Source organism: Burkholderia sp. IDO3 (genome assembly GCF_003366075.1).
GTDB lineage: Bacteria > Pseudomonadota > Gammaproteobacteria > Burkholderiales > Burkholderiaceae > Burkholderia > Burkholderia anthina.
In genome coordinates, this window is the sequence record NZ_CP028962.1 from 1,979,685 (window position 1) to 2,001,878 (window position 22,194).

The 22,194-nt window shown below is 66.3% G+C and carries 19 protein-coding genes and 1 pseudogene; 10 read left to right on the forward strand and 10 right to left on the reverse strand.

The genetic code is table 11. The features are described from left to right. Nucleotides 1–56: 56 nt before the first annotated feature. Nucleotides 57–989 (forward strand): alpha/beta hydrolase-fold protein, encoded by a 933-nt coding sequence (locus tag DCN14_RS09085; protein ID WP_096499894.1) that lies wholly within the window; start codon nucleotides 57–59, stop codon nucleotides 987–989. Nucleotides 990–1,135: 146 nt separating this feature from the next. On the opposite strand, the gene DCN14_RS09090 is transcribed toward DCN14_RS09085, so the two are convergent. Continuing rightward, entirely contained in the window at nucleotides 1,136–2,374 is a 1,239-nt protein-coding gene (locus DCN14_RS09090) for an SfnB family sulfur acquisition oxidoreductase (protein ID WP_096499895.1), read from the reverse strand. A 294-nt stretch (nucleotides 2,375–2,668) separates the two neighbouring features. Between DCN14_RS09090 and DCN14_RS37900 the strand changes: the two genes are divergently transcribed. Both DCN14_RS37900 and DCN14_RS09095 read left to right on the forward strand, forming a co-directional pair. Next, on the forward strand, nucleotides 2,669–2,842 hold the full coding sequence (locus tag DCN14_RS37900) for a hypothetical protein (RefSeq protein ID WP_162826147.1): 174 nt from the start codon (nucleotides 2,669–2,671) through the stop codon (nucleotides 2,840–2,842). Next, nucleotides 2,839–4,239 (forward strand): LLM class flavin-dependent oxidoreductase, encoded by a 1,401-nt coding sequence (locus DCN14_RS09095; RefSeq protein WP_096499897.1) that lies wholly within the window; start codon nucleotides 2,839–2,841, stop codon nucleotides 4,237–4,239. Before DCN14_RS37900 ends, DCN14_RS09095 begins: the two co-directional genes overlap by 4 nt. Before the next feature lie 90 nt (nucleotides 4,240–4,329). On the opposite strand, the gene DCN14_RS09100 is transcribed toward DCN14_RS09095, so the two are convergent. Further along, the gene (locus DCN14_RS09100) at nucleotides 4,330–5,544 is read right to left on the reverse strand and encodes an FAD-dependent monooxygenase (protein ID WP_096499899.1); all 1,215 of its coding nucleotides are present in this window, start codon (nucleotides 5,542–5,544) and stop codon (nucleotides 4,330–4,332) included. A 183-nt stretch (nucleotides 5,545–5,727) separates the two neighbouring features. Between DCN14_RS09100 and DCN14_RS09105 the strand changes: the two genes are divergently transcribed. Together DCN14_RS09105 and DCN14_RS09110 are read left to right on the forward strand one after the other, a co-directional pair. Then, the gene (locus DCN14_RS09105) at nucleotides 5,728–6,672 is read left to right on the forward strand and encodes a LysR family transcriptional regulator (protein WP_096499901.1); all 945 of its coding nucleotides are present in this window, start codon (nucleotides 5,728–5,730) and stop codon (nucleotides 6,670–6,672) included. Between the two features lie 117 nt (nucleotides 6,673–6,789). Then, nucleotides 6,790–7,548, forward strand: a complete 759-nt coding sequence (locus DCN14_RS09110; protein WP_096499903.1) for an SDR family oxidoreductase — start codon at nucleotides 6,790–6,792, stop codon at nucleotides 7,546–7,548. Nucleotides 7,549–7,607: 59 nt separating this feature from the next. On the opposite strand, the pseudogene DCN14_RS38620 reads toward DCN14_RS09110, so the two are convergent. After that, nucleotides 7,608–7,751: pseudogene (locus DCN14_RS38620) on the reverse strand (H-NS histone family protein); the annotation flags it as partial. Between the two features lie 95 nt (nucleotides 7,752–7,846). Next, nucleotides 7,847–8,179: a cupin domain-containing protein gene (locus DCN14_RS09120; RefSeq protein ID WP_096499905.1), complete on the reverse strand. Its 333-nt coding sequence runs from the start codon at nucleotides 8,177–8,179 to the stop codon at nucleotides 7,847–7,849. 219 nt (nucleotides 8,180–8,398) lie between these two features. Between DCN14_RS09120 and DCN14_RS09125 the strand changes: the two genes are divergently transcribed. Then, a complete protein-coding gene (locus DCN14_RS09125; protein ID WP_096499994.1) occupies nucleotides 8,399–9,376 on the forward strand; it encodes a helix-turn-helix domain-containing GNAT family N-acetyltransferase in 978 nt (325 codons plus the stop codon). A 45-nt stretch (nucleotides 9,377–9,421) separates the two neighbouring features. After that, nucleotides 9,422–10,144, forward strand: a complete 723-nt coding sequence (locus tag DCN14_RS09130) for an alpha/beta hydrolase (RefSeq protein WP_240327190.1) — start codon at nucleotides 9,422–9,424, stop codon at nucleotides 10,142–10,144. Nucleotides 10,145–10,231: 87 nt separating this feature from the next. Here DCN14_RS09130 and DCN14_RS09135 read toward each other — a convergent pair whose 3' ends face one another. The 5 genes from DCN14_RS09135 to DCN14_RS09155 all read right to left on the reverse strand — a co-directional run bounded on the left by DCN14_RS09135 (nucleotide 10,232) and on the right by DCN14_RS09155 (nucleotide 16,958). Next, the gene (locus DCN14_RS09135) at nucleotides 10,232–11,662 is read right to left on the reverse strand and encodes an MFS transporter (protein ID WP_096499996.1); all 1,431 of its coding nucleotides are present in this window, start codon (nucleotides 11,660–11,662) and stop codon (nucleotides 10,232–10,234) included. Between the two features lie 209 nt (nucleotides 11,663–11,871). Beyond that, nucleotides 11,872–13,350 carry a sensor domain-containing diguanylate cyclase gene (locus DCN14_RS09140; RefSeq protein ID WP_096499909.1) on the reverse strand — a complete coding sequence of 493 codons (1,479 nt, stop codon included), beginning with the start codon at nucleotides 13,348–13,350 and terminating at the stop codon, nucleotides 11,872–11,874. A gap of 120 nt (nucleotides 13,351–13,470) precedes the next feature. Continuing rightward, entirely contained in the window at nucleotides 13,471–14,076 is a 606-nt protein-coding gene (locus DCN14_RS09145; protein ID WP_096499911.1) for a M17 family peptidase N-terminal domain-containing protein, read from the reverse strand. A gap of 362 nt (nucleotides 14,077–14,438) precedes the next feature. Next, entirely contained in the window at nucleotides 14,439–15,563 is a 1,125-nt protein-coding gene (locus DCN14_RS09150) for a potassium channel family protein (protein ID WP_096499913.1), read from the reverse strand. 60 nt (nucleotides 15,564–15,623) lie between these two features. Continuing rightward, entirely contained in the window at nucleotides 15,624–16,958 is a 1,335-nt protein-coding gene (locus DCN14_RS09155) for an FAD-binding oxidoreductase (protein ID WP_096499915.1), read from the reverse strand. Nucleotides 16,959–17,806: 848 nt separating this feature from the next. Between DCN14_RS09155 and DCN14_RS09165 the strand changes: the two genes are divergently transcribed. Continuing rightward, nucleotides 17,807–18,088, forward strand: a complete 282-nt coding sequence (locus tag DCN14_RS09165) for a hypothetical protein (protein WP_096499919.1) — start codon at nucleotides 17,807–17,809, stop codon at nucleotides 18,086–18,088. A gap of 579 nt (nucleotides 18,089–18,667) precedes the next feature. On the opposite strand, the gene DCN14_RS09170 is transcribed toward DCN14_RS09165, so the two are convergent. Then, nucleotides 18,668–18,877, reverse strand: a complete 210-nt coding sequence (locus tag DCN14_RS09170) for a hypothetical protein (protein ID WP_096499921.1) — start codon at nucleotides 18,875–18,877, stop codon at nucleotides 18,668–18,670. Between the two features lie 499 nt (nucleotides 18,878–19,376). Here DCN14_RS09170 and DCN14_RS09175 point away from each other — a divergent pair, with 499 nt between their 5' ends. Further along, nucleotides 19,377–20,231, forward strand: a complete 855-nt coding sequence (locus DCN14_RS09175) for a helix-turn-helix domain-containing protein (protein ID WP_096499923.1) — start codon at nucleotides 19,377–19,379, stop codon at nucleotides 20,229–20,231. A 141-nt stretch (nucleotides 20,232–20,372) separates the two neighbouring features. Further along, complete coding sequence (locus DCN14_RS09180) at nucleotides 20,373–22,040, forward strand: ATP-dependent helicase (RefSeq protein WP_096499925.1); 1,668 nt, start codon at nucleotides 20,373–20,375, stop codon at nucleotides 22,038–22,040. The last annotated feature ends 154 nt before the right edge of the window (nucleotides 22,041–22,194 follow it).

Consider the following 22,194-nt stretch of genomic DNA (forward strand, 5'->3'; position numbering starts at 1 on the left):
CGCGCCATCACGCGCCGCTGCTACGATAGCGGGCGCCCTTCCTGAAACGATTCGCCATGCGCCGACTTGCCCTACCGTTCGCCGTCGCCCTGCTCGCCGGCTCCGTCGCCACCGCCCATGCCACCCAGGGCGCGACCGCGGCATCGCCGGCCTTGCCGTCGATGGTCCAGGCCGCCCCGTCGACGCCGGCCGCGCAGGAGGCACCGGTCAATCCCGGCAGCAGTATCATGCTGCGCTCGTTTCGTTCGGCGTCGCTGAAGCGCGACTGGTCCTATACGGTCTACCTGCCGCCCGGCTACAACCCGGAAGGCGCACGCTATCCGGTGATGTACCTGCTGCACGGCAATGCCGGCAACGCGAACGACTGGATCACGCAGGGCCGGCTGCAGGCCACGACCGACACGCTGATCGAACGCCACGAGATTCCGCCCGTCGTGATCGTGATGCCGCAAGGCGGCACCGACTGGTACGTCGACCGCAAGGAGAAAATGCAGAGCGCGTTCCTCAACGACCTGCTGCCGGAAGTCGAAGCGCACTTCGCGGTATCGAACCAGCGCGCGGGCCGCGCGATCGGCGGCGTGTCGATGGGCGGCTTCGGCGCGCTGCGTTTCCTGCTGCTCGAGCCGGGCCTGTTCTGCGGCGCGATGCTGCTGAGCCCCGCGATCTACGCGAACGAGCCGCCGCTCAATTCCGCCGCGCGCTACGTCGGCGTATTCGGCGACCGGCAGTTCGATCCGCGCGTGTGGCACGAGCTCAACTACCCGACGCTGATGCGCGGCTATTTCGCGCGCAACTGGCGCGTGCCGATGTTCATCGCGGCCGGCGACGACGACCTGACGATCCAGGCGGAATCGAGCATGCTGTACACGCACCTGCGGCGCGCGCAGAACGCGGCCGAGCTGCGCATCGTCGGCGGCGGGCATACGTGGGAAGTGTGGCGCGGATTGCTCGGCCAGGGCCTGAAGTACGCGCTCGAATGCGTGAAGTGACGAAGCCTGGTTCCGCGCCAGGCGCGTATGCAACGCGTGCCTGACGCATCCCCCCTTCACGTCATCCCGAGCTGCACCGCGCCGCATCCTCCGGCGCAATGCGTGTCGGCGATCGCGCCGGATCGGCGCGCGGTCTGGCTCGACGTTCAGTTCCACGCATGGCGCGCCGGACGCACGCCATTCAGATAGTAGTTGCCGACGAGGTGATATTTCCAGCGCACCGGATCGTGCAGCGTATGCGTGCGCGCGTTGCGCCAGTGGCGATCGAGATTGTGTTCGGCGAGCGTCGACTGCGTGCCGGCCAGCTCGAACAGCTTCTCGCCCGCGAGCAGCGCGATTTCCGTCGTCAGCACCTTCGCTTCGCCGACCGCGACCGATGCGCGCGCAACGTCGTCGTCCGTCACCGTGCCGCGCGCGCCGATCTCGTCCAGCGTGCGCGCCGCGCGTTCGAGCAGCGCTTCCGCCGCATGAAGCCGGATGTGCAGCCTGCCGATTTCGCGCACGATCAGCGGATCGTCGGTAGCCCGCTCCACGCCGCTGTCGACCCACGGACGCGTGCGGGTGCGCACGAACGCCTCGGTATCGGCGATGGCCGCCTTCGCGATGCCCGCATCGATCGCCGCCTGGATGATCTGCGACAGCGGGCCGTTGAGCGTCGGCTCGTCCGACACACGCTGAGCGGGCAGCACGTGCGACGCCGGCACGCGCACGCGATCGAGCACGACCGTGCCGCTCGCGGTCGTGCGCTGGCCGAAGCCCGACCAGTCGTCGATCACGGTGAGCCCCGGTGTCGGCTGCGGCACGTAGGCGAGCCATGCCTGCTGTGCATCGTCGAGGCCGAGCACCGGCACGTAGTGCGCGAACAGCGCGCCCGTCGAATAGAACTTCGTGCCGTCGACGACGTGGTCGTCGCCGTCGCGGCGCACGCGCGTCTTCAGGTCGAGCACGTGCTTCGTGCCCTTCTCCGAGAAGCCGTTGCCGAACCGCTTGCCGCTCAGGATCTCCGCGAAGAAATGACGCTTCTGCGCGTCGGTGCCGACCAGCGCGATCACGTCGACCAGCCCGAAATGATTCTGCGGCAACTGCCCGAGCGACCCGTCGGCCGCCGCGACGATCTTGATCACCTCGGTGAGCGTCACATGCGACACGCCCGCGCCGCCATAGGCCTTCGGCACCGTGATCGCCCACAACCCCGACTGCGAGAACCATTCGATCTCGTCGCGCGGCAACCGGCGCTCGCGATCGCGCTCGGCCGCGCCTTGCGCGAGCCGCTGCGCCAGCGCATGCGCGGCCGCGATCGCCTGTGCGTCGTCGGCAATCACGCGGGCAACCTGCGGTTTCGCGTCGGCCGGCTGCTCGTGAATCGTGGCGCTCGTATCGGACATCGGGCTCTCCTGATGGATGACGAAAGCACTGAATCTAGCAGTGCATCGCGGGCCGGCAAACCGAGCGATTCTCGTAACGTTATTCCTTCGGATAACAAACGACACGATGCGGCACGGCGCCCGATTCCACGCTTCGACGTCGCAATCGACGCGTTGACGTCGAAACTTCCGCGCAGCCGCGCACATAATGCGTATCGACGATAACGATCTGCGAATCCGTTATTGGAACGCTCGCGTCACGCTTCCTATACTGGGCCTCCCGGTGCAAACGGCCCCGCCCTTCGAGGAACACGCATGACTTCGTCGCACGCAGACACCGATCTTTCCACGGGCACCGATTACGACGCACTGGCGAGCCGCTTCAGGCGGGTCGTCGGCGACTGGATCGTCAACGGACGCACGCCGCCGTTCGGCTGGCGCGTCGGCAACGGTGCAGGCGCCGGCACCGAAACGGGAGCCGCCCGATGAGCAAGACCATTCGCTTCAACGCATTCGAGATGAACTGCGTCGGCCATCAGTCGCCGGGGTTGTGGGCGCATCCGCGCGACCGCTCGTGGCAGTACAAGGACCTCGACTACTGGACCGATCTCGCCCGCGTGCTCGAGCGCGGCATCTTCGACGCGATCTTCATCGCGGACGTGATCGGCTATTACGACGTCTACCACGGCAGCAACTATCACGCGCTGCATCAGGCCGCGCAGATTCCGGTCAACGATCCGCTGCAACTCGCCGCGCCGATCGCGATGGCGACCGAACATCTCGGCATCGGCATTACCGCGTCGACGACGTTCGAGCATCCGTACACGTTCGCACGCCGCCTGTCGACGGCCGACCATCACACCAAGGGCCGGCTCGCATGGAACATCGTCACGTCGTACCTGGAAAGCGGCGCGAAGAACGTCGGCGACAACGGGCTGCGCACGCATGACGATCGCTATGCGGTCGCGGCCGAATATGTCGAGGTGCTGTACAAGCTGTTCGAAGGAAGCTGGGAAGACGGCGCGGTCGTGCGCGATCGCGACGGCCGCGTGTTCACGCACCCCGAGAAGGTGCACGAGATCGGCCACAAGGGGCGGTTCTTCGACGTGCCCGGCTATCACCTGTGCGAGCCGTCGCCGCAGCGCACGCCGGTGCTGTTCCAGGCCGGCGCGTCCGGCCCCGGCAAGGCGTTCGCCGCACGGCACGCCGAATGCGTGTTCGTCGCCGCGCCTACCCGCCCGCAGCTCGCGCGCTATGTCGCCGACGTGCGCGCACAGGCCGCAGCCGCGGGGCGCGACCCGCGCGACGTGCTGATCTACAACCTCGTCACGGTGATCGTCGACGAAACCGACGAGAAGGCACAGGCGAAGTTCGACGAATATCGCCGTTACGTGTCGTACGACGGTTCGCTCGTGTTCATGTCCGGCTGGACCGGCATCGACTTCGGCCAGTACGCGCCGACCGATCCCGTCAGGCGAGTCGAAACGAATGCGATCGTGTCGGCCGTCGAGCACCTGGCCGGCGGCGACACCGCGTGGACAATCGAGGCACTGGCCGCGTGGGGTGGCATCGGCGGGATGGGCCCCGTGTTCGTCGGCTCCGCGCAGACGGTCGCGGACATCCTGCAGGAATGGGTCGCCGCAACCGACGTCGACGGTTTCAATCTCGCGTACGCCGTGGCGCACGAAACGTTCGAGGACATCGTCCGCTACCTCGTGCCGGAGTTGCAGCGGCGCGGCGTCTACCCGACCGGATACACGCCCGGCACGCTGCGCGAGAAGCTGTTCGGCGGCGCCGCGCGGTTGCCGGACGCCCATCCGGCTGCGCGGTTTCGCGACATCGAGCAGGTCAAGCGCGACGCCGAACAGGTGGCCGACTACGCGTGAGGGCCATGCGGCCGGCCCGCGCGCGGGTCAGCCGGGCCTGGCGACAACCGCCCGCGTGCGCGCCGGGCCGGTCGCGCCATGCGCGGCCGATCAAAGCCACGTCCCGCCCTGGCGCTCGTTCGGCTCGTCGGCGAGCGCGTCGAAATCGTGAATCCAGTCCAGGTGATGCAGCACGCTGTCGCGTTCGCCGAGCCGGACATTGCGCGCCCGCGCGGCCGGCCCGTCGGGCAGATGCAGCACGTCGGCGGCCGTGATCGATGCGTACTGCACCTTGCGCGTGCGACCGCGCCGCAGCCGCTCGTACGCTTCCTGCGCTTCGCGCCAGTTGCCCGGCCCGGCCTTCGCCAGTTGCCCGGCCAGCACCACCGCATCCTCGATCGACTGGTTCGCGCCCTGCCCATGATGCGGCACCAGCGCGTGCGCGGCGTCGCCGATCAGCGTCACGCGCCCACGGCTCCAGCGGCCGAGCGGCGGCCGGTGGAACAGCCCCCAGCGCTGGCTGACCGGCACCGCGGTGATCATCTGCACCACCGCCGGGTGCCAGTCCTTGAACAGGCGCGATTGCTCGCCCTCCTCGGCCGGCATGACCCACTCGCGCGACGGCCACGGCGACGGATGACGTTCGACCAGCAGGAAGTTCTGGTCGCCGTTGTCGCCGATCGGATAGTGCAGCAGGTGGCCGTGCGGCCCGACCCAGAACTGGATGGCTTCCGGATCGGGCAGCAGGTCCATCCGCTCGGCCGGCACCACGCCGCGAAAGCCCGAGCAGCCCGAATACAGCACGTCGTCGTAGCCGAGCATCCAGCGCCGCGTGATCGAACGCGCGCCATCCGCGCCGATCACGAGATCGGCATCGACACGCTTGCCGTTGTCGAACGTCAGCGTCACGCGGTCCGGATGCTGCGCGAGATCGACCAGTCGATGGCCGAGATGGATCTGCTCGACACCGACCGCCTTCGACAGGATCGCCTGCAGGTCCGCGCGATGCACGCCCCAGTACGACCCGCCGAATTGCCGGCGATAGTCGGGTTCGCCGCGATGATGGCCGATGACCGCCCCGCTGCGCCCGTCGCGATAGACGAGCGCCGGGATTTCCGCGCATACCGCGTCGAAAGCGGAACGTAATCCCATCCGTTCGTAGAAGCGCGTCGCATTCGCCGACAGCGCGACGGCCGCCCCGACCTCGCGCAGCACGTCGGTCTGCTCGTACAGTTGCGCGTCGATGCCGCGCTCGCGCAACGCGAGCGCCAGCGTCAGGCCGCCGATACCGGCGCCGACGATCGCGATGTTCAGATGGGTCTGCATGATGAAGGTGTCTCCGGGATTCAGATAGTCAGTTATCGAGGCCGCGGCGCGCGTGACCTGCTCGGCGCGCCTGTCGAATGCATGCGCCGTGTCGGTATTTTCAGCAGCGGATCCTTATCCCACAATAAAATGCATGGAATCTGCTTCATCACTGAACGGAATGATCGGGAGCGCTGCGACACCATGGAACTGAGCGAGATCGACCTCAATCTGCTGCTGCTTTTTCAGCGGCTCATGCAGGAGCGGCGCGTGTCGAGCGTCGCCGAGCAGATGAACATGAGCCAGCCCGGCGTAAGCAACGCGCTCGCGAAACTGCGCCGCCGGCTCGGCGATCCGCTGTTCGTGCGCGGGCCCGGCGGCGTGGTTCCGACGCCGTTCGCGTTGCGTCTGGCCGGGCCGGTTGCGCAGGCGCTGTCGACGCTGCATGCGGCGCTCAATCCGGAGACGGGTTTCGATCCGCTGCGCGCGTCGCGCACGATGACGATCGGGATGACCGATATCGGCGAAGTCGTGTTCCTGCCCGCGTTGCTCGAACATCTGTCGAAAACGGCGCCGGGCATCGCGCTCAATACGGTGCGCAACACGAGCGTGAACCTCAGCGACGAAATGGCCGACGGTCGCGTCGATCTCGCGATCGGGCTGCTGCCGCAACTGCAAGGCGGGTTCTATCAGCGCCGGTTGTTCGATCAGCGGTACGTGTGCCTGTTCCGCCGCGGGCATCCGCTCGAGGACGCGCCATTGACGGTCGACGCATGGCGGGGCGCCGAGCATCTGGTCGTGGTATCGGCCGGCACCGGCCACGGGCAGGTCGACGAATGGCTGAAGCGGCGACGCGTCAAGCGCCGCGTGCGGCTCACGGTCCCGCATTTCATGAGCGTCGGCTATATCCTGCAACGCACCGACCTGATCGCGACCGTGCCCGAGCATCTCGCGCTGCAGCTCGCCGCGCCGTTTTCGCTGAGCTGGCGGGCGTTACCCGTCACGCTGCCGGGTGCGCCGATTCATATGCTGTGGCATACGCGCGTGAATCAGGACGAAGGCAACCGGTGGTTGCGCGATGTCGTGGTCAGCCTGTTCTCGGAAGCCGAAACACGCGGACGAAAGACGGCGCCGGCGCGCAAGCTATAGCGGCCCGCGCCGCGAAACCCGCGGTGCGCGGTACGATGACGCTTCAACCGGCGCGCGTCGATGCCATCGCACCCTTGCCGCCTCTCTTTCGTCACCCAACCCGCAGGGAATCAAGTCATGTCTGTCTCGCAGAAATTCGCAGCCGTCACGGGCGCCGGCTCCGGCATCGGTCGTGCCGCGGCGATCGCACTCGCCGGCGCGGGATTTACCGTCGCGCTGATCGGACGCCGCGAAGAATCGTTGCGTGAAACGAAAGAGGCGATCGTCGCCGCTCACGGCGATGCGCACGTGTTTCCGGCCGACGTCACCGACGAAGCGTCGGTCGATCATGCGTTCGCGCAGATCGCGCAGCAGTTCGGCCGGCTCGACGTGCTCTTCAACAACGCCGGGCGCAATGCGCCGGCCGTTGCACTCGACGAATATGCATTCGACGTGTGGAACGCCGTCGTCGCGACGAACCTGACGGGCGTCTTCCTGTGCGCACGGGCAGCGTGGCGCGTGATGAAAGCGCAAACGCCGCAGGGTGGCCGGATCATCAACAACGGTTCGATCTCGGCCTATACGCCGCGCCCGAACACGATCGCGTACACGGCCACCAAGCATGCGGTGGCCGGCATCACCAAGTCGCTCGCACTCGACGGCCGCGCGTACAACATCGCGTGCGGCCAGATCGACATCGGCAACGCGGCGACGTCGCTGACGGACCGGATGACGGACGGCGTGCTGCAGGCCGACGGACGCATGGCGCCCGAAGCGCGGATGGACGTCACGCACGTGGCGAACGCGGTCGTTCAGATGGCGAATCTTCCGCTGGACACGAACATCCTGAACATGACGATCATGGCGACGACGATGCCGTTCGTCGGGCGTGGATAAGCGGGATCGCTGGGATTCGACCGGGCGGCGGTACCGGGTGCCGCGCACCGCATGTTCCGTCATCCCCTCTTCGTCTTCTTGCCCATCGACGGCGGCTTGACGATGACGAACCGGCGGCGATCCTTGCCCCGGATCCGGAGCGGCGCGTCACCGCGCCCGCTCCACGCCCTGCCGCTCGCCGGATCGCGATAGCGCGCCGGCAGGACTTTCACGACAACCTTGCCGGTTGCATCGAACCGATTTTCGCCGGATTCAGAAAAGTGCCGCCCGGAAGACACGCGGCCTCGATGGCCGCTGCTCAGCGTTCGTGATAGATCGCGAGCCACACGGTCGGCTCTTCCGGATGCGTCCACGCGACGCGATGCCGGCAATGCGGCGCGATCAGCACGTAGTCGCCGGGGCGCATGTCGTGAAGCGCAGGATCGCCTTCGAATTCGAGCGCGGCCGCACCGGACAGCAGCGCAACCCATTCCGCGCGCGGATCGTCGTACCAGAACCCGTCGGGACTCGCATGCCCCATCGACACGATCCGCTCGACGTTCAGGCGCGCGCCGGCCATGAGTACGTCGACCTGCTCGTCGTCGCTTCGGGTCCGTTCGATGTCGAACAGGTTGCCGGTTTGAAGCTGCATGATTCGATCTCCCGTCGCCCTCCGCGTGAAGGCGGTTGGCGTCCACTCTAGCGCGGAGGCCACCGCCGGGGCGAGCTTGTTTTGCGGGCATCGGCTCGACGCGCGCGCAAAAACAGCCATCGAAACGCCCGACGCAACGTGGCCGGCGACAAAACCGCCTTGACAAGTTGCGCATCGCAACTAATATTGCTTGCGGATCGCAACTTTTCCGGGCTGATCATGGATCTCATCGATATTCCCGCCAAGACCCGCGACGCGACAATCCTGGAGCTTCGCGATTTTTCCCGAAAACTGGTCCGTGAACTAGGCTTCATGCGCACGACATTGGCCGACAGCGACCTCGCGCCATCGGCCGTTCACGCCGTGCTCGAAATCGGAATGGCGCCCGGCATCAGCGCAAAGGATCTCGGCAATATCCTGCGGCTCGACAAATCGAATACGAGCCGACAGCTTGCCCGGCTGGAAGCGGCCGGCTTCGTGACGCGCCGCATCTCGCCCGACGATGCGCGCGCGACCGAGTTGTATTTGAGCGCCGACGGGCAAAAGCTCCGGAAGAAGATCGACCAGTTCGCGACCCGTCAGGTGTCGAATGCGCTGCGCCGCATGGTGCCGGCGGACCAGCAAAACCTGATCCGTTCGCTCGCGCTTTATAGCGACGCGCTGGCGCAGGACAACGTCGCAAAGCCGCTCGCCGCGAAACAGAACGCGCCGCAGATCCTCGACGGCTACCAGCCCGGCTGCATCGGCGACATAGCAAGCCTTCACGCGCGGTTCTATTCGGAGCACTGGGGATTCGGCGCGTTCTTCGAGAAGAAGGTTGCGACCGAACTCGCGGCATTTGCGGGCGCGCTCCCGGCCGATGGCAAGGCGCTGTGGCTCTGCGCGGAAAACGGCCGCACGCTCGCCTCTCTCGCCATCGACGGAGACAAGGTATCGGGCGTCGCGCACTTGCGCTGGTTCATCGTCGACGATGCGTTGCGCGGCTCCGGCATCGGGCGGCAGCTCATGACGCTTGCCATGCAGTTCGTCGACGCGCAGCCGTTCGACGAAACGTATCTCTGGACATTCAAGGGGCTCGATTCGGCACGTCATCTGTACGAATCGTTCGGCTTTGCGCTGACCGGCGAATCGGCAGGCTCGCAATGGGGAACCGAGGTCGTCGAGCAGCGCTTCAGCCGGCGAAAATCCGGCGGCTAGCCGATGGCCCCGCACCGCCTCTCACCGGCAAACCACCCACCTCGAATGAACCCGCCTGCCACGATGCCGCTGCCGATCGTCTTCCTGCCGGCCATGCCATGCGACGCACGAATGTATGCCGCGCAGGTCGACGGGCTGAGCGATCTGGTGTTGCCGTCGGTGCACGTGCTTTCGTACCCGACCTTCGCGGAAAGCGCCGAGCACCTGCTGTCCGTCATTGAAGGGCCGTTCATCCTCGCAGGCACCGCGTATGGCGGCTGCCTGGCACTCGAAGTGCTCGCCAGGATGCCCGATCGCGTTCGCGGCCTCTGGCTGATGAACTGTCAGCCCGGCGCCCATCCGGATCCGGCGTCGGCGCGCGCCACGAGTCGCAGAATCCGCTCCGGCGAGCATGAACGCGTGATCGCCGAATTCGCCGGGAACGCCATCCCCGCCGACGACATCGCGGCGAGAGCGACATTCGTGCAGATGGCGCGCGACGCCGGCGCCGACATGTTCGCTCGGCAATCCGATGCGACGGCGACGCGGATGGATCGCTGGTCTGCGCTCGCATCGACGCGGATCCCGACGTTACTCGTCTGGGGCAACGCCGACCGCTTCGTTCCCGCCGACGTGGGCCGCCGCATCGCCGCATCGATGCCGCATGCCCGTTTCGAATCGATCGACGGGTGCGGCCATTTTCCGACCCTGGAGCGCCCGTCGCCATGCACGGCGATCGCGCGCCAATGGTTGATCGAGTCCGGCCTGACGCCCTTCTCCACGCGTTGACCCGTCAATCCACGCACGCCGCCGATCCGCTCGCGAACCCGGCGACGCGCCGACCACGCATGTCGCCTGCCGCGCTCACGCCGCCTTTCACGCGGCCGCCTCGTCGTCGATATCGCGCGCCGTCGGTTCATGACGCACGATCAGCAGAAACACGATCGGCGTGACCGCGCTGACCGCCACGACCCAGAACATGTCCGTGCCGAGCCGGGCCTGCAGGATCGGCAGCACGAACAGCGCAAGCGCCTGCCCGATGCCGCACAGCGAACGCCCGAAGCCGACCCCGGTGCCGCGGATCGCCGCCGGGTAAGACAGCGTCGGATAGATCATCATCTGCGCGCCCGGCCCGAAGCCTTCGGCGAACAGCCACGTGCCGAGCATCAGCAGCACGACGCCGATCGCGACCGCGCCGTGCGGATGTCCGGCCAGCGCGAGTGCAACGAGCGCGACGAACTGCAGCGCGAAGCCCGCGATCGCGACGTGGCGCGACGGATATCGATACGCGAGGCGCATGCCGAGCAAGCCGCCGGTCAACGCGAACAGGACATTCAGCGCGAGCGACGCGGCGATCGTCTCGAACACGCCCGCGCCGAGAAACTGCGACAGGATCGACGGCAGGAAGAACGCGATCGCCGTGTATTCGAACGGAATGCACAGGTTCATCACGCTGGCGACGATCGTGCGGCCCAGATACGGGCGCTGGAACAGCACGCGAATCCGCACGGGCGGCTGGCTCGGCGCGCGCGGCGCATCGTCCGCTTCGTGCGCGTGAATCCCGTACGACTCGCGAAGAATGCGCGCGGCATTGGCGAGGTCGCCCTGATTCGCCGCCCACAGCGGCGATTCGTTCATGAAGCGGTTGCGCACCAGGATGATGACGAGCGCGGGCACCGCGCCAAAGATCAGCGACGCGCGCCACAGCCAGCCCGCATGCTCGGCCGGCAGCAGGAAATACAGCCCGAAGATCAACAGGAAACAGACCGACGACGCCACGTACCACATCGGGCACCACGCGGCGAGCCGAGACGCCTTGTTGCCGCGGCCGTTGAACTTCGAGAATTCCGCGAGAAACGCCATCGCAACCGGCAGGTCGATGCCGACGCCGAGCCCCATCACGAAGCGCGCGCCGATCAGCACCCACACGTTCGGCGCGAGCCCGGCCGCGATCGCCGCGATCACGAAGAACAGCATGTCGGCCATGAACACCTGATAGCGGCCGATCTTGTCGGTAAGCCAGCCGCCGATCAGGCTGCCGAAGATCGTGCCGATCATGATCGCCGACCCGACCAGCCCGGTCAGCGCGGGCGTCAGGCCGAACTCGCGCGCGACGTCGTCGATGCCGTAGGACAACGTCGTCAGGTCGTATGCATCGAGAAACACGCCGCCGAGCGCGAGCAGCACGATCATCCGCGCATGGCTGACGGAGCTGTCCGTCGTATTGATCAGGCGCGCCACGTCGCTCGCGGAGCGGATGGGCGCGGAAACCGGCGTGATAGCGGCATTCAGATCGATCGAACTCATCGCATTCCCTTGTTTCGCCGGATACCCGGCGATGTCCACATGGAGACCGGAACCCGGCACGCACGTGCCGCCGGGTTCCGGAAGCGAAGATTCTGTTCTTGCGATCCGGTTATCCCAACCGATATAAATCGATAAATTATTCGGTGTACGTCATAACGTTGCCGCCCGCGCGCGTCGACCGGTCATGCACATGTGCGCTGCGACCTGCGTCACGCCGCTGTGCGAAAGGCGGCCACCCCGTTTCGACCGTTCGCCTTCGCGTAGTACAGCGCCTCGTCGGCGGCCTTGATCACGGCTTCGGCTTGCGCATCGTGCTCGGGCGTCCAGCTCGCGAGGCCGATACTGGCGGTGACGTGCCCGTATTCGCTGCCGGCGTGCTCGAGCGGCAGCCCGTCGATCGCCGCGCGAATGCGTTCGGCAATCCGGGTGGCGCCCGTCTCGCAGGTATCGGGGAGCAGCACGACGAATTCCTCGCCGCCGTAACGGGCCGCGGTATCGGCCGGCCGGCGGATGTTGTCGCCGATACAGCGCGCGACCGCTGCCAGCGCGTCGTCGCCCGCCTGGTGGCCGTAGGTGTCGTTATAGGCCTTGAAGCGGTCGACATCGACGAACAGCAACGAGAAAACCGATCGCGATCGCCGTGCGCGACGCCATTCGCGATCGAGCACTTCCGCGAAACTGCGGCGATTGTTCAGGCCGGTGAGGCCGTCGGTGCGCGCCAGCAGCACGAGTTCCGACTCGGCGCGCATGCGACGCCGCAGTTGCGTGCCGAGCATGACGGACACCGCGATGAACGCGGCGCCGAACACCGCCACCAGCGCGCCGATCGTCACGGCCCGGTGCCGCCACGCCGCATAGATATCCGGCTCCGCTTCCGCGACCATGATCATCAGCGGCAGCTTCGGCAGGTGCCTGAAGTAGTAGAGACGGCGCATGCCGTCGAGCGACGACGTTTCCGAGAACACGCCCTCCTGCGCGGCCCGGAACCGCTGGAAGGCCGCGGCATGGCTGATGTCGCGACCGATGGTGCGGGCGTCGTACGGGTGGCGCATCACCATCACGCCGTCGTTGCCGATCAGCGAGATCGCACCGTGCTGCCCGAGCGACAGGCCGGCAAACAGTTGATGAAAATATTCGAGGTTGACCGCGATGAGCACGACGCCGGCAAACGAGCCGTCCGGGGTCGAGATCCGCCGGGTGAGCCCGATGCTGGGCGTGCCCCCGCGCAGGCGCGACGGAAACGGATCGCTGACGTAGAGCCCGACATTCGGATCGGCGCGATGGACGGTAAAGTACTTGCGATCGGCAAAATTGCCGTGACGCGGCACGTCGTTGGCCGAATCGAGGACGATGTTGCCGCCGGCATCGAGTACCAGCACCGAGCCGAGAAATCGTGCGGTCATCGCGTTGTCGAACAGCACGGCGCGCCGCAAGCCCGGCGGCGCATTCATCACGTCGGGGCGGCGAAGCCCCTGGATGACCGCCTGCAACGACAGGTCGTAGAGTTCGAAGTTGCGCTGGATGTCTCGCTCGGCAACCAGGCCGAGATTGCGGGAGGTTTCGCTCGCCCGCTCGAGCGCGTCGTTGCGGCTCTGGAACAGTTGCAGCACGCACAGACCCATCAATGCACAAGCCACCACGATGCCGATCACGACGATGGTATAGGGAGCCGCCGACCTGGATTGCATGTGTCTCCTCGGTGACCAAGCTAAAAAACAGAGGGTGGCATATCAAGCGGGGGCTGCCTGGTCATGGCGCGCCATCGAGATGCGATACCGGATCGTTCGCGCCCGACCGGATCGAGTCGGTCAAGTCCGTGCAGCGGCCAGCGCGTTGCCGAAATGCTCCACGGCGCCGTCGAAGCGTGCCGCGCCCACGTCGAAAACCCAGCGGCGCAGTGACGGCGGCGCAGCAAGCCCGCGCTCCGCGAGCCGATACCGGGTGTCGATCGCGGCCACCACGGCGCTCACCATGGCTTGCGGCATGCCTGCGGTGGCCGCGGTCGTCAGCCCGCCGTCGAGTACGCTCGGCGCAAAGGCTGCGCTTTCGACGCCGTGATGCATCGCCGTCCGCGCGGCCGTGGCGGCAGCATCCGCGGTTCTTTCGATCGTCCAGCTTGCCGGATCACCGAGTCCGACCAGCAGTATGATGCGCGCGGCAATGCCGGCGGGCGGGAGATCGATCAACAGCGTTTCCATCGGCGCGGCAAGAAAATGACCTTCGCGCCGCAGGTCGGTGAGTGCACCCAGGAGGGCAACGTCGAGATGGTGGAGTCCGCCCGTCGGGCCGTCGGCCGTCGCCTCGTGGGCGAACATGCAGCCGCAGGAGAGATCGACTTGTGCACCGACGCCATCCCATGCCGCGACCTCGAAGGACACATCCCGCCAACTACCGATGATCTGTCGAGGATCCATATCGTCTCTCCCGTAAGGTCAGCCTGCTCGGTCCAAATATCTCGCAACCCGCGCCAATCTGCGGCCGCGATGCATATGCCGAACGCCCACAATCTACGCGTCATCGCGAGCCCGTCGCGACATCGCCCATCGCACTGGCAACGCGTTTTCCGAATCCGGGTTTGCGGACGTGTCGCCGACCCACTGGTCGAGTCAAGCGTAGCGGCAAGAATCATTCTTGCACATGCCGGCGGGCCTTTGGGACTGAACACCCGATCGACGCGTCACGACATGATTTCGCAGTCCGCATCCAGCGACAGAACCGCACGCCGAGCATGATGGGAAACGCGATCGATGCGGCGCCGAACGTCGCCCCCATCCGCTCAGGGTCGCGGCCCGGTGCCGCGCCCAACACCATCGATATCCGGATCGGGAATCCTCGCCGACTGAATCACGACCAGCGTATCCCCCGCCTCGATCCGGCACGGCGGATCCTCGTAAAACGAAAGGATCTTCCCGCAGCGATCGAGCCCGACGACGATCGCGCCGGGCACGACGTTCGTCATGCAGCCGATCTCGTGCGGCAGCGCCTCGCGCTCCAGCAGCGTCGCCCGCCCGCGCGTCGACAGCATGTCGTTCACGAACGGCACGATGTAGCGGCTATGCACCGCGTCCGCGAGCAGCAACGCGCCGATCTTCGTCGACGACACGATCACGTCGGCGCCGGCCTGCCGCAGTTGCCGCTGATACAGGTTCTCCTGGATGCGCACGACGATCTTCGTCTCGGGCGCGATGCTGCGCACCGACAGCGTCAGCAGGATCGCGGTCGGATCGTCGGTCACCGAGATGATCACGGCCTTCGCCGCGCGCACCTGCGCCTGCTGCAGCAGATCCTCGTGCGCGGGGTCTCCGAGCAGCCCGGTCACGCCGAGCGACGTCGCGGCCTCGAGCGCCTGCTGCTGCGCATCGATCACGATGATCGTCGACGGATCGACGCCGCTTTCGAGCAGTTCGCGCACGGCGATCGATCCCGACAGGCCGTAACCGCACACGACGATGTGATCGGACAGTTGCTTCTGCAGGCGTTTCATGCGGAATTCCTCGATGACACGCTGGATCACGAACTGATATGCCGTGCCCAGGAAGATGAACCAGATGCCGATGCGGATCGGCACGATGAAGAACGCGTCGAGCAGACGCGCGCGCGCCGTGACCGGCACGATGTCGCCGTAACCGACCGTCGCGACCGTGACCATCGTGAAGTACACGAGATCGGCGACGTTCATCGGCGTGCTCTTGGTGGAATCGCGCAACCCGTCGCGGTCGAGATACAGCACGAGGAACGCGAGCATGCACAACAGCACGACCGCGCCGAGACGGAACAGCAGCGTACGGCGCGGCGACGTCGCGGGACGGGTGAACAGCGTGCGCGTGCGCGGCGCCTGCCACGGATCACGGGCGCGACGCAGACGCAAGCGCAACGAACGGCGCTGGGAAGGCGTTGCCAACGAGGATTCTCCTGAACGATGCGGGCTCGATTCTACGACGGGAACCTGCGGGTGCAGGCGTTACAGCATGCTGCGCGGCCGCACCATCGTGCCGTCGACGAAACGCTGCGCACGGAACGCCGACAGGTCGAGCGACGGTGCGCCGGTATCGACCCATTCGGCCAGCAGCCGGCCGACGATCGGCCCCATCGCGAAGCCGTGTCCGCAAAACCCGGTCGCGATCGCGAGCCCGGACGGCGTGCCGGGCGCATCGATCACCGGAATGCCGTCGGGCAGCACGTCGATCAGGCCGGCCCACGCCTCGACGATCTGCGCGTCCTTCAGCGCGGGGAAGATCGCCTTGAGCTTCGCGAGCGCGCGCGGCGCATGCGCGCGATTCGGCTGCGGCTGCGGATCGCGCGGCTCGATCGGGTCGACCCGGCCGCCGATGCGCGCGCAGGCATCGCGCCATGCCGCCGTATTCAGATGCAGCCGGAATTTCTCGCGCTGCGACCAGAACTCCGGCCAGAACAGGCTCAATCCGCGCAGGTGGCCGAGCGTCAGGTCGACGTCGACCTGCATGTCGTCGGCGAGATTGATCGCGCCGTTCTTGCGTTGCCGGATGCCGAGCCCATGCCCCCAGATCGTCGACGCGGACACCTCGGGCAGCACGTTGGTACGCATGCAGGTGCCGCGCACGGCCTGCTGCGGCAGCCGGATGCCGACGCCGTCGAGCAGCCGGAAGCTGGTCGCGCCGGCCGCGCAGATCACGCGCCGCGTGCGGATCGTGCCGCGCTCGGTCACGACGCCGGCGACCGCGCCGCCGGCCGTCTCGATCGCGGTCACGCCGCAGCCTTCGAAGAAACGCGCGCCGGCTTCGGCCGCGCGCGCCGCGAACGCGGCGGCCACACGGCGCGGCTCGGCTTGCCCGTCGGTCGCGGTGTACAACCCGCCGAGCGTGCGCGCCTGCGTCGACAGGCCGCTCACGCGCGCGTCGATTTCCGCACGCGTGAGCGTGCGCGTGTCGAGCCCGTGCTCGCGCGCGACGGCGAGCCATGCCTGGAACGATGACCAGTCGTCGTCGTTGTCGGTCATATACAGACAGCCGCCCTGCCGCCATTCGAGGTCGAAGCCGAGCGCCTGCTCGAGCCCTTCCCAGATCCGCATGCCGGCCATCATCAGCGGCACTTCGGCGGACTCGCGGCCCTGCTGGCGCACGAAACCCCATGCGCGGGTCGATTGCTGGCCGGCAATGCGCGACTTGTCGAGCACGACGGCCTTCAGGCCACGCAGCCCGAGATAGTACGCGGCCGCGCAGCCCATGATGCCGGCCCCGGCGATCACGATGTCGGCCTCGGCCGGAAACGCCGTATCGGCACAGCTCAATGCATCATGCAGCGGATAAGTTGTCGTCATTGTTTTCTGTTGGCGTCGATACGCCCGGCGCAGGCATCGACATACGCGATGACGGGCGCCGGGCGATACTGTCCTGCACCGGATTTTCGCGGAAAACGTCCGAACGGGTCGGCGAGCGATCGAGCGTGCCTGTCGCGGCCCCGGCACGGGCATGCGACGGCGTCATTTTTGCCGGCCGGTCGTCCTCGTTTTTCGCCTTGACGGGGCTATCTTACCGCGCGACAAACCGTCTATTCAGCACGCGAGGAAACTGGCCGACGCCGCGATAGCCGAAGCGGCAGCGGAAGGTGCGCAACCGTGCGCGCTCGACCGGCACAAGCGGCACCGGTCCGTCGAGCGCGAAGACGGCGAGCCGTTCACGGACATGCCGGCGTAAGCCGACCCGTGACTTGCGCGCATTCGCGACACACGTGCCGGTCTCGAACGGAATCGTCCGATGCCCGCCGCAATGTCGCGCGTTTCCCCTCACACGCTTTCGCGGCCGTCGTGATGCTTACGAGACGATTCCGGAATCGCGCCCTGCTTCGACGGCTCGCATCGACACCCGAACCGGCACACACGTCGGTTCGTTATCCGACGCATCCGAGCGTCATCGGAACGTCACTCTCACCGACATACCATCGCTGTCGATTCGAGCGATGCATGCGATTTCCTTCGTCACGCTCGGGAACGGATCATGCTCGTCGCACGAAGAATTGGAACCCATTTATTTTCTTTGACGGATGGCGTATTACCGGCGAATATTCGCGTCGATCGATCGGTTAGTACTTCTCAAAAAATTCGTTGTTCGCCATGTAACGATGACCTTACTTTGCTTCGCCAACTGATATTTGATCGAAGGGGTGGAAATGATGCCGTTGTCCCAGGATGTGAGCATCAAAAAGACCGTCACCGTATCGAAAGCATCCACGCCATCACCCGTTTTCTGGAAGTCGGATCCGCTGGTCGCGACACCGCCGCCGGAACCGAATTCCGCAACGCCCGACCTGCGCGACTTCTTCGCCGCGGCCGCGCTGCAAGGGTTGCTGTCACGCGACGCCGGCCGCAACGTGTCGACGATCGCCGACTACGAATCCAAACGCGCGGTCAGCGCCTATCGATTCGCCGACGAAATGTTGAAGGCGCGATGAACCGGCACGCCCGCCGGACCGGACCGGCCCGCGCGCGCTCGTCGTCCTCCGGCCTTCGTCATCGCAAACACCGCCCGTAGCCGCCCGAACGACGCGGAGAGCCTGGTTCAATTCCCGGCATGAATGGCCTGCTCGATGTTCATCGTGCGGGGCGGATAGTTGCCCGCTTCATCGTCGGCGACGTGAATCCTGGCCGGTCGACTCTCGAACGACAACACGATCCGGACAGTTTCATCGCGAACGACGGTCCGCATGCACAAGGTGGGCATTCGAAGTCGCCAATCGCGTTATCTTGAAATTGAAACGATCGGTCCCTCACAACGTGAGGCATCACGCCACGAAATTCCCTCGTCATTGACAACGGCTGCGCATGAATTCGGATCGGTCGGCCGCCATTGCCGGCTGGACGCGCGATCCTTCACGCCGCAATCCATCTCGCTGCGCCGCGCAGGCACGAACGCGCGCGCCGCGCCATGCGTTGGCGCGGCGCGCGCTTCGGATGAATGGGGACGCCAGCGGATCAACGTAGGCCGTCTTGCCGGTCAATCCGGCACCCGCCTCGCGCGGGTATGCCGCGCACTACGCGTAGCGGCTCAGCCACTCTTCGGAGAATTTTTGCGCATAGGTGACGGCTTCGACTTCGGTATCGAATTCGCCCAGGTTGCGGAACGCTGCTTCGCGGCTGAAACCCAACTTCGTAACCTCGACCTGGGCGGCGTACTTGCCGTCCGCCGTCACGCGCGGTTCGCAGTTCATCTCGTAGCCGCGCATCACAAATTTCTTCTGCATCGGTTCAAAGCATTTTTTTGAGACGGGGAATCGTAGCATGTGAGCGCCGTGCGTTCGGGCTCGCCAATAAATGTATCTACCTCGGTTTCACTAGAGGAAACCATCCACTCCCGTCGGATATCCTGTACAGAATTGTCGACTGCGGGGGAGCCGCGATGCCGGCGTCGTGCCGCGATGGCACGCCCACATCTGGTGCATTGCGTCCCCGCCGCGGTGCATTCCATGCCGAGCCGCGTGGAATACGCTCGCGGTATGCCGCGATCCGCGCCTGAGGGTTTTCAACGCATCTTTCGCACTCGCGCAACAACCACGATCAGACGTAACGTCAAGACACACCTTTCACACAAACGCACTTTTCGCTGCATGGAATGACGGCCGTTTTGCGGTAAAGTTATCTTTTCCGCGCGTGGCCGGTCGGCTCGCCACTGGACGTCGTCAAGACTGTCCGCCGAGACTGCCGCAAGGCGTCATTCTGAACGTCACGATCCGTTCCCGTAGCATGACCACTGAAGCAATCACCACGGATTCCCTCGCGGTTGCCGAGCGCGTGCGCGAGCTGATGAGCCGTAACGGCATCGGCAAGCGCCAGCAGACAACCGAGCTGTGCCGTATCCTCGACCTGAGTTTTTCGCAGGGCCATCGCAAGCTGCGTGGCAGCAGCCCCTGGACCCTCGCGCAAATCAAGAAAGTCGCCGAAGCTTACGGCGAGCCCGCCGCCCAGCTGTTCGGCGCGCAGGCGCTCGACCCCGGCATGGTCGGCGCCTATTCGCAGGAGGCCGTCCTGTATGCCGGCGTTGCCGAAATTCCGTGCACCGCATGGATCGGCGCGCCGCTCGAAGCCGGTGCACGCCCCGAATTCGTCGCGTACGAACAGAACGGCCGCTGGCGCGTGCTGCGCCATACCGGCGTGCTGTACCAGAACGCGTACGACGTGCACAAGATCGAGATCTATCCGCGCCGCGCCGAGAGCGACAAGCTCGTCGTCGCGGTGATCGATCCCGATCGCGTCAGCGCGACCGAGCTGTGCCGTTATCTCGAACGGCAGGGTTTCGCGACCGCCGCGTTCGACGGCCTCGCGCCGTTCGTCGACGCACTGCAGGGCCAGGCGTTCGACGCCGTCGTCACCGAATGGCTGTTCGACGACAGCACCGCCGCGACCGCGATCAAGGCCGTGCGCACGTCCGACAATCCGGGCGCGCCGATCTTCGTACTGACGGGCGACCTGCTGACAGGCCGCGCAAGCGAAGCCGACATCAGCGAAGTGATTCGCGCGTTCGACGTCGTCTGCTACGAAAAACCCGCACGCATGGCGATCCTCAGCGCCGATCTCGCGAAACGGCTCGCGCGCGGGTAGCGCGGGCAATTCGCGGCCTTCGGCCGCGACCGTCCATCTTCCGAATGGCCAACGTCCGTGCTGCACGGCGGTCGTGAACAGGTTCCTCAGTACAATAGCCGAACCTGTTCACGCCCTTATCGGCATCCGCCGCCCGAGCTCATGGCCCGCCTCATTCCCGACGACTGGAAAAGCCTCGCCGCCACCGGCGCGGCCGAACGCGAGCGCGAGACGCTCGCGGCCCTCGAACACACGCTGCCGGACAGCTACACCGTCTATCACGGCGTGCACTGGACGCGTGCCGATCAGGGGTTCTCGGTGTTCGGCGAAGCGGCGTTCGTCGTCGTGAGCCCGGCCGGCCGCGTGCTGCTGATCGAGCAGAAGGCCGGTTTCCTGCGCGAAACGCCGAAGGGGCTCGTGAAGGTCTATCTGCAGAAGGAACGCAATGTCCCGATCCAGCTCGCGCGTACCCAGGAGACGCTGCACCGGCGCCTGACCGCCGCGCTCGGCGCGGGCGTCTACGGCGTCGAGGCGCTGCTGTACTGCCCCGACTATTCGATCCGCGAAACGGCGATCGCCGGCGTCGCGGCCGACCGCATCGTCGACGCGTCGCGCAAGGCGCAACTCGCGCAGGTGATCCTGCAGATCCTGCCGGAACACGACGAGCCGTTGCCGAACGCCTCGAAGCTGCATCATTTCCTCGCGGACGAGCTGGCGCTCACGCCCGACACGAGCGCGCTCGTCGGGCAGGCCGGCACGCTCGTCACGCGGCTGTCCGGCGGGCTTGCCGCGTGGGCGCGCCAGCTCGAATTCACGCCGTTCCGGCTGCGTGTGACGGGCACCGCGGGTTCGGGCAAGACGCAGCTTGCGGTGCAGGCGATGCGCGACGCGGTCGCGGCCGGCAAGCGGGTGCTCTACGTATGTTTCAACCGGCCGCTCGCCGACTACATCGCACGCATCGCGCCGGCCGGCGCGAAGATCGCGAACTACCATCAACTGTGCGACTGGGTCGCGCGCGACGGCGGCTATACGCCCGACTTCACCGTGCCCGGCGCGTTCGAGCGGCTCGAGGCGCGCTTCGCGGAAGCACCGGTTCCGGAACACTGGCGCTTCGACGTCCTGATCGTCGACGAGGGGCAGGATTTCCATGCGCCGTGGGCTGCCGCACTGGAGCGCCTGCTCGCGCCGGACGGCGCATGGTGGTGGCTCGAAGATCCGCTGCAGAACCTCTACCTGCGCGAGCCCGTCGCGCTGCCCGGCTGGGTCACGCTGAAGGCGCTGACGAACTATCGCAGCCCGCGCGATCTGCTCGAATTCGTGCGCGACGTCGTCGGCCGCGTCGAGCCGCTTGCGGCCGAACTGCGCTCGGGCAGCCCGTTCGACGGTTCCGATCCGTCGGTGTCGTCATACGGGGAAGATGGCGCATCGGGCGACGCACTCGCCGAAGCCTGCATCGACGCGACCAAGCGCGCGATCACGCATGCGCTGTCGCTCGGTTTTCGCAAGCAGGACATCGCAGTGCTGTCGTATCGCGGCCGCGAAAGCTCGGTGCTCGCGTCGCTCGACCAGCTCGGCCCGCACCGGATCAAGCATTTCACGGGCAAGTACGACCTGTTCGGCAACCCCGAATATCGCGAAGGCGACGTGCTGCTCGATTCGATCTACCGCTTCAAGGGACAGTCCGCGCCGTGCGTGATCCTCACCGAGATCGACTTCGAGACGCTCGATGCGCGTGCGGCTCGCAAGCTGTTCGTCGGTGCGACGCGCGCGACGATGAAGCTGCTGCTCGTCGCGTCGTCGCGGGCGGCCGCGCAGCTCGCTGGCAATTGACGTGGCAGGACGACTCGCCCGCCACGAGGGCGATCCTCCACATGATGCTCGTTGAAACAATCCGGCACATTTCCTTCTGCCCGCGCCCCTTATCCACTCGCCTTTCGGCCTGTTCCGGCAACACCTGATGGTTCATCCGCTTGCAGCCTGCCAT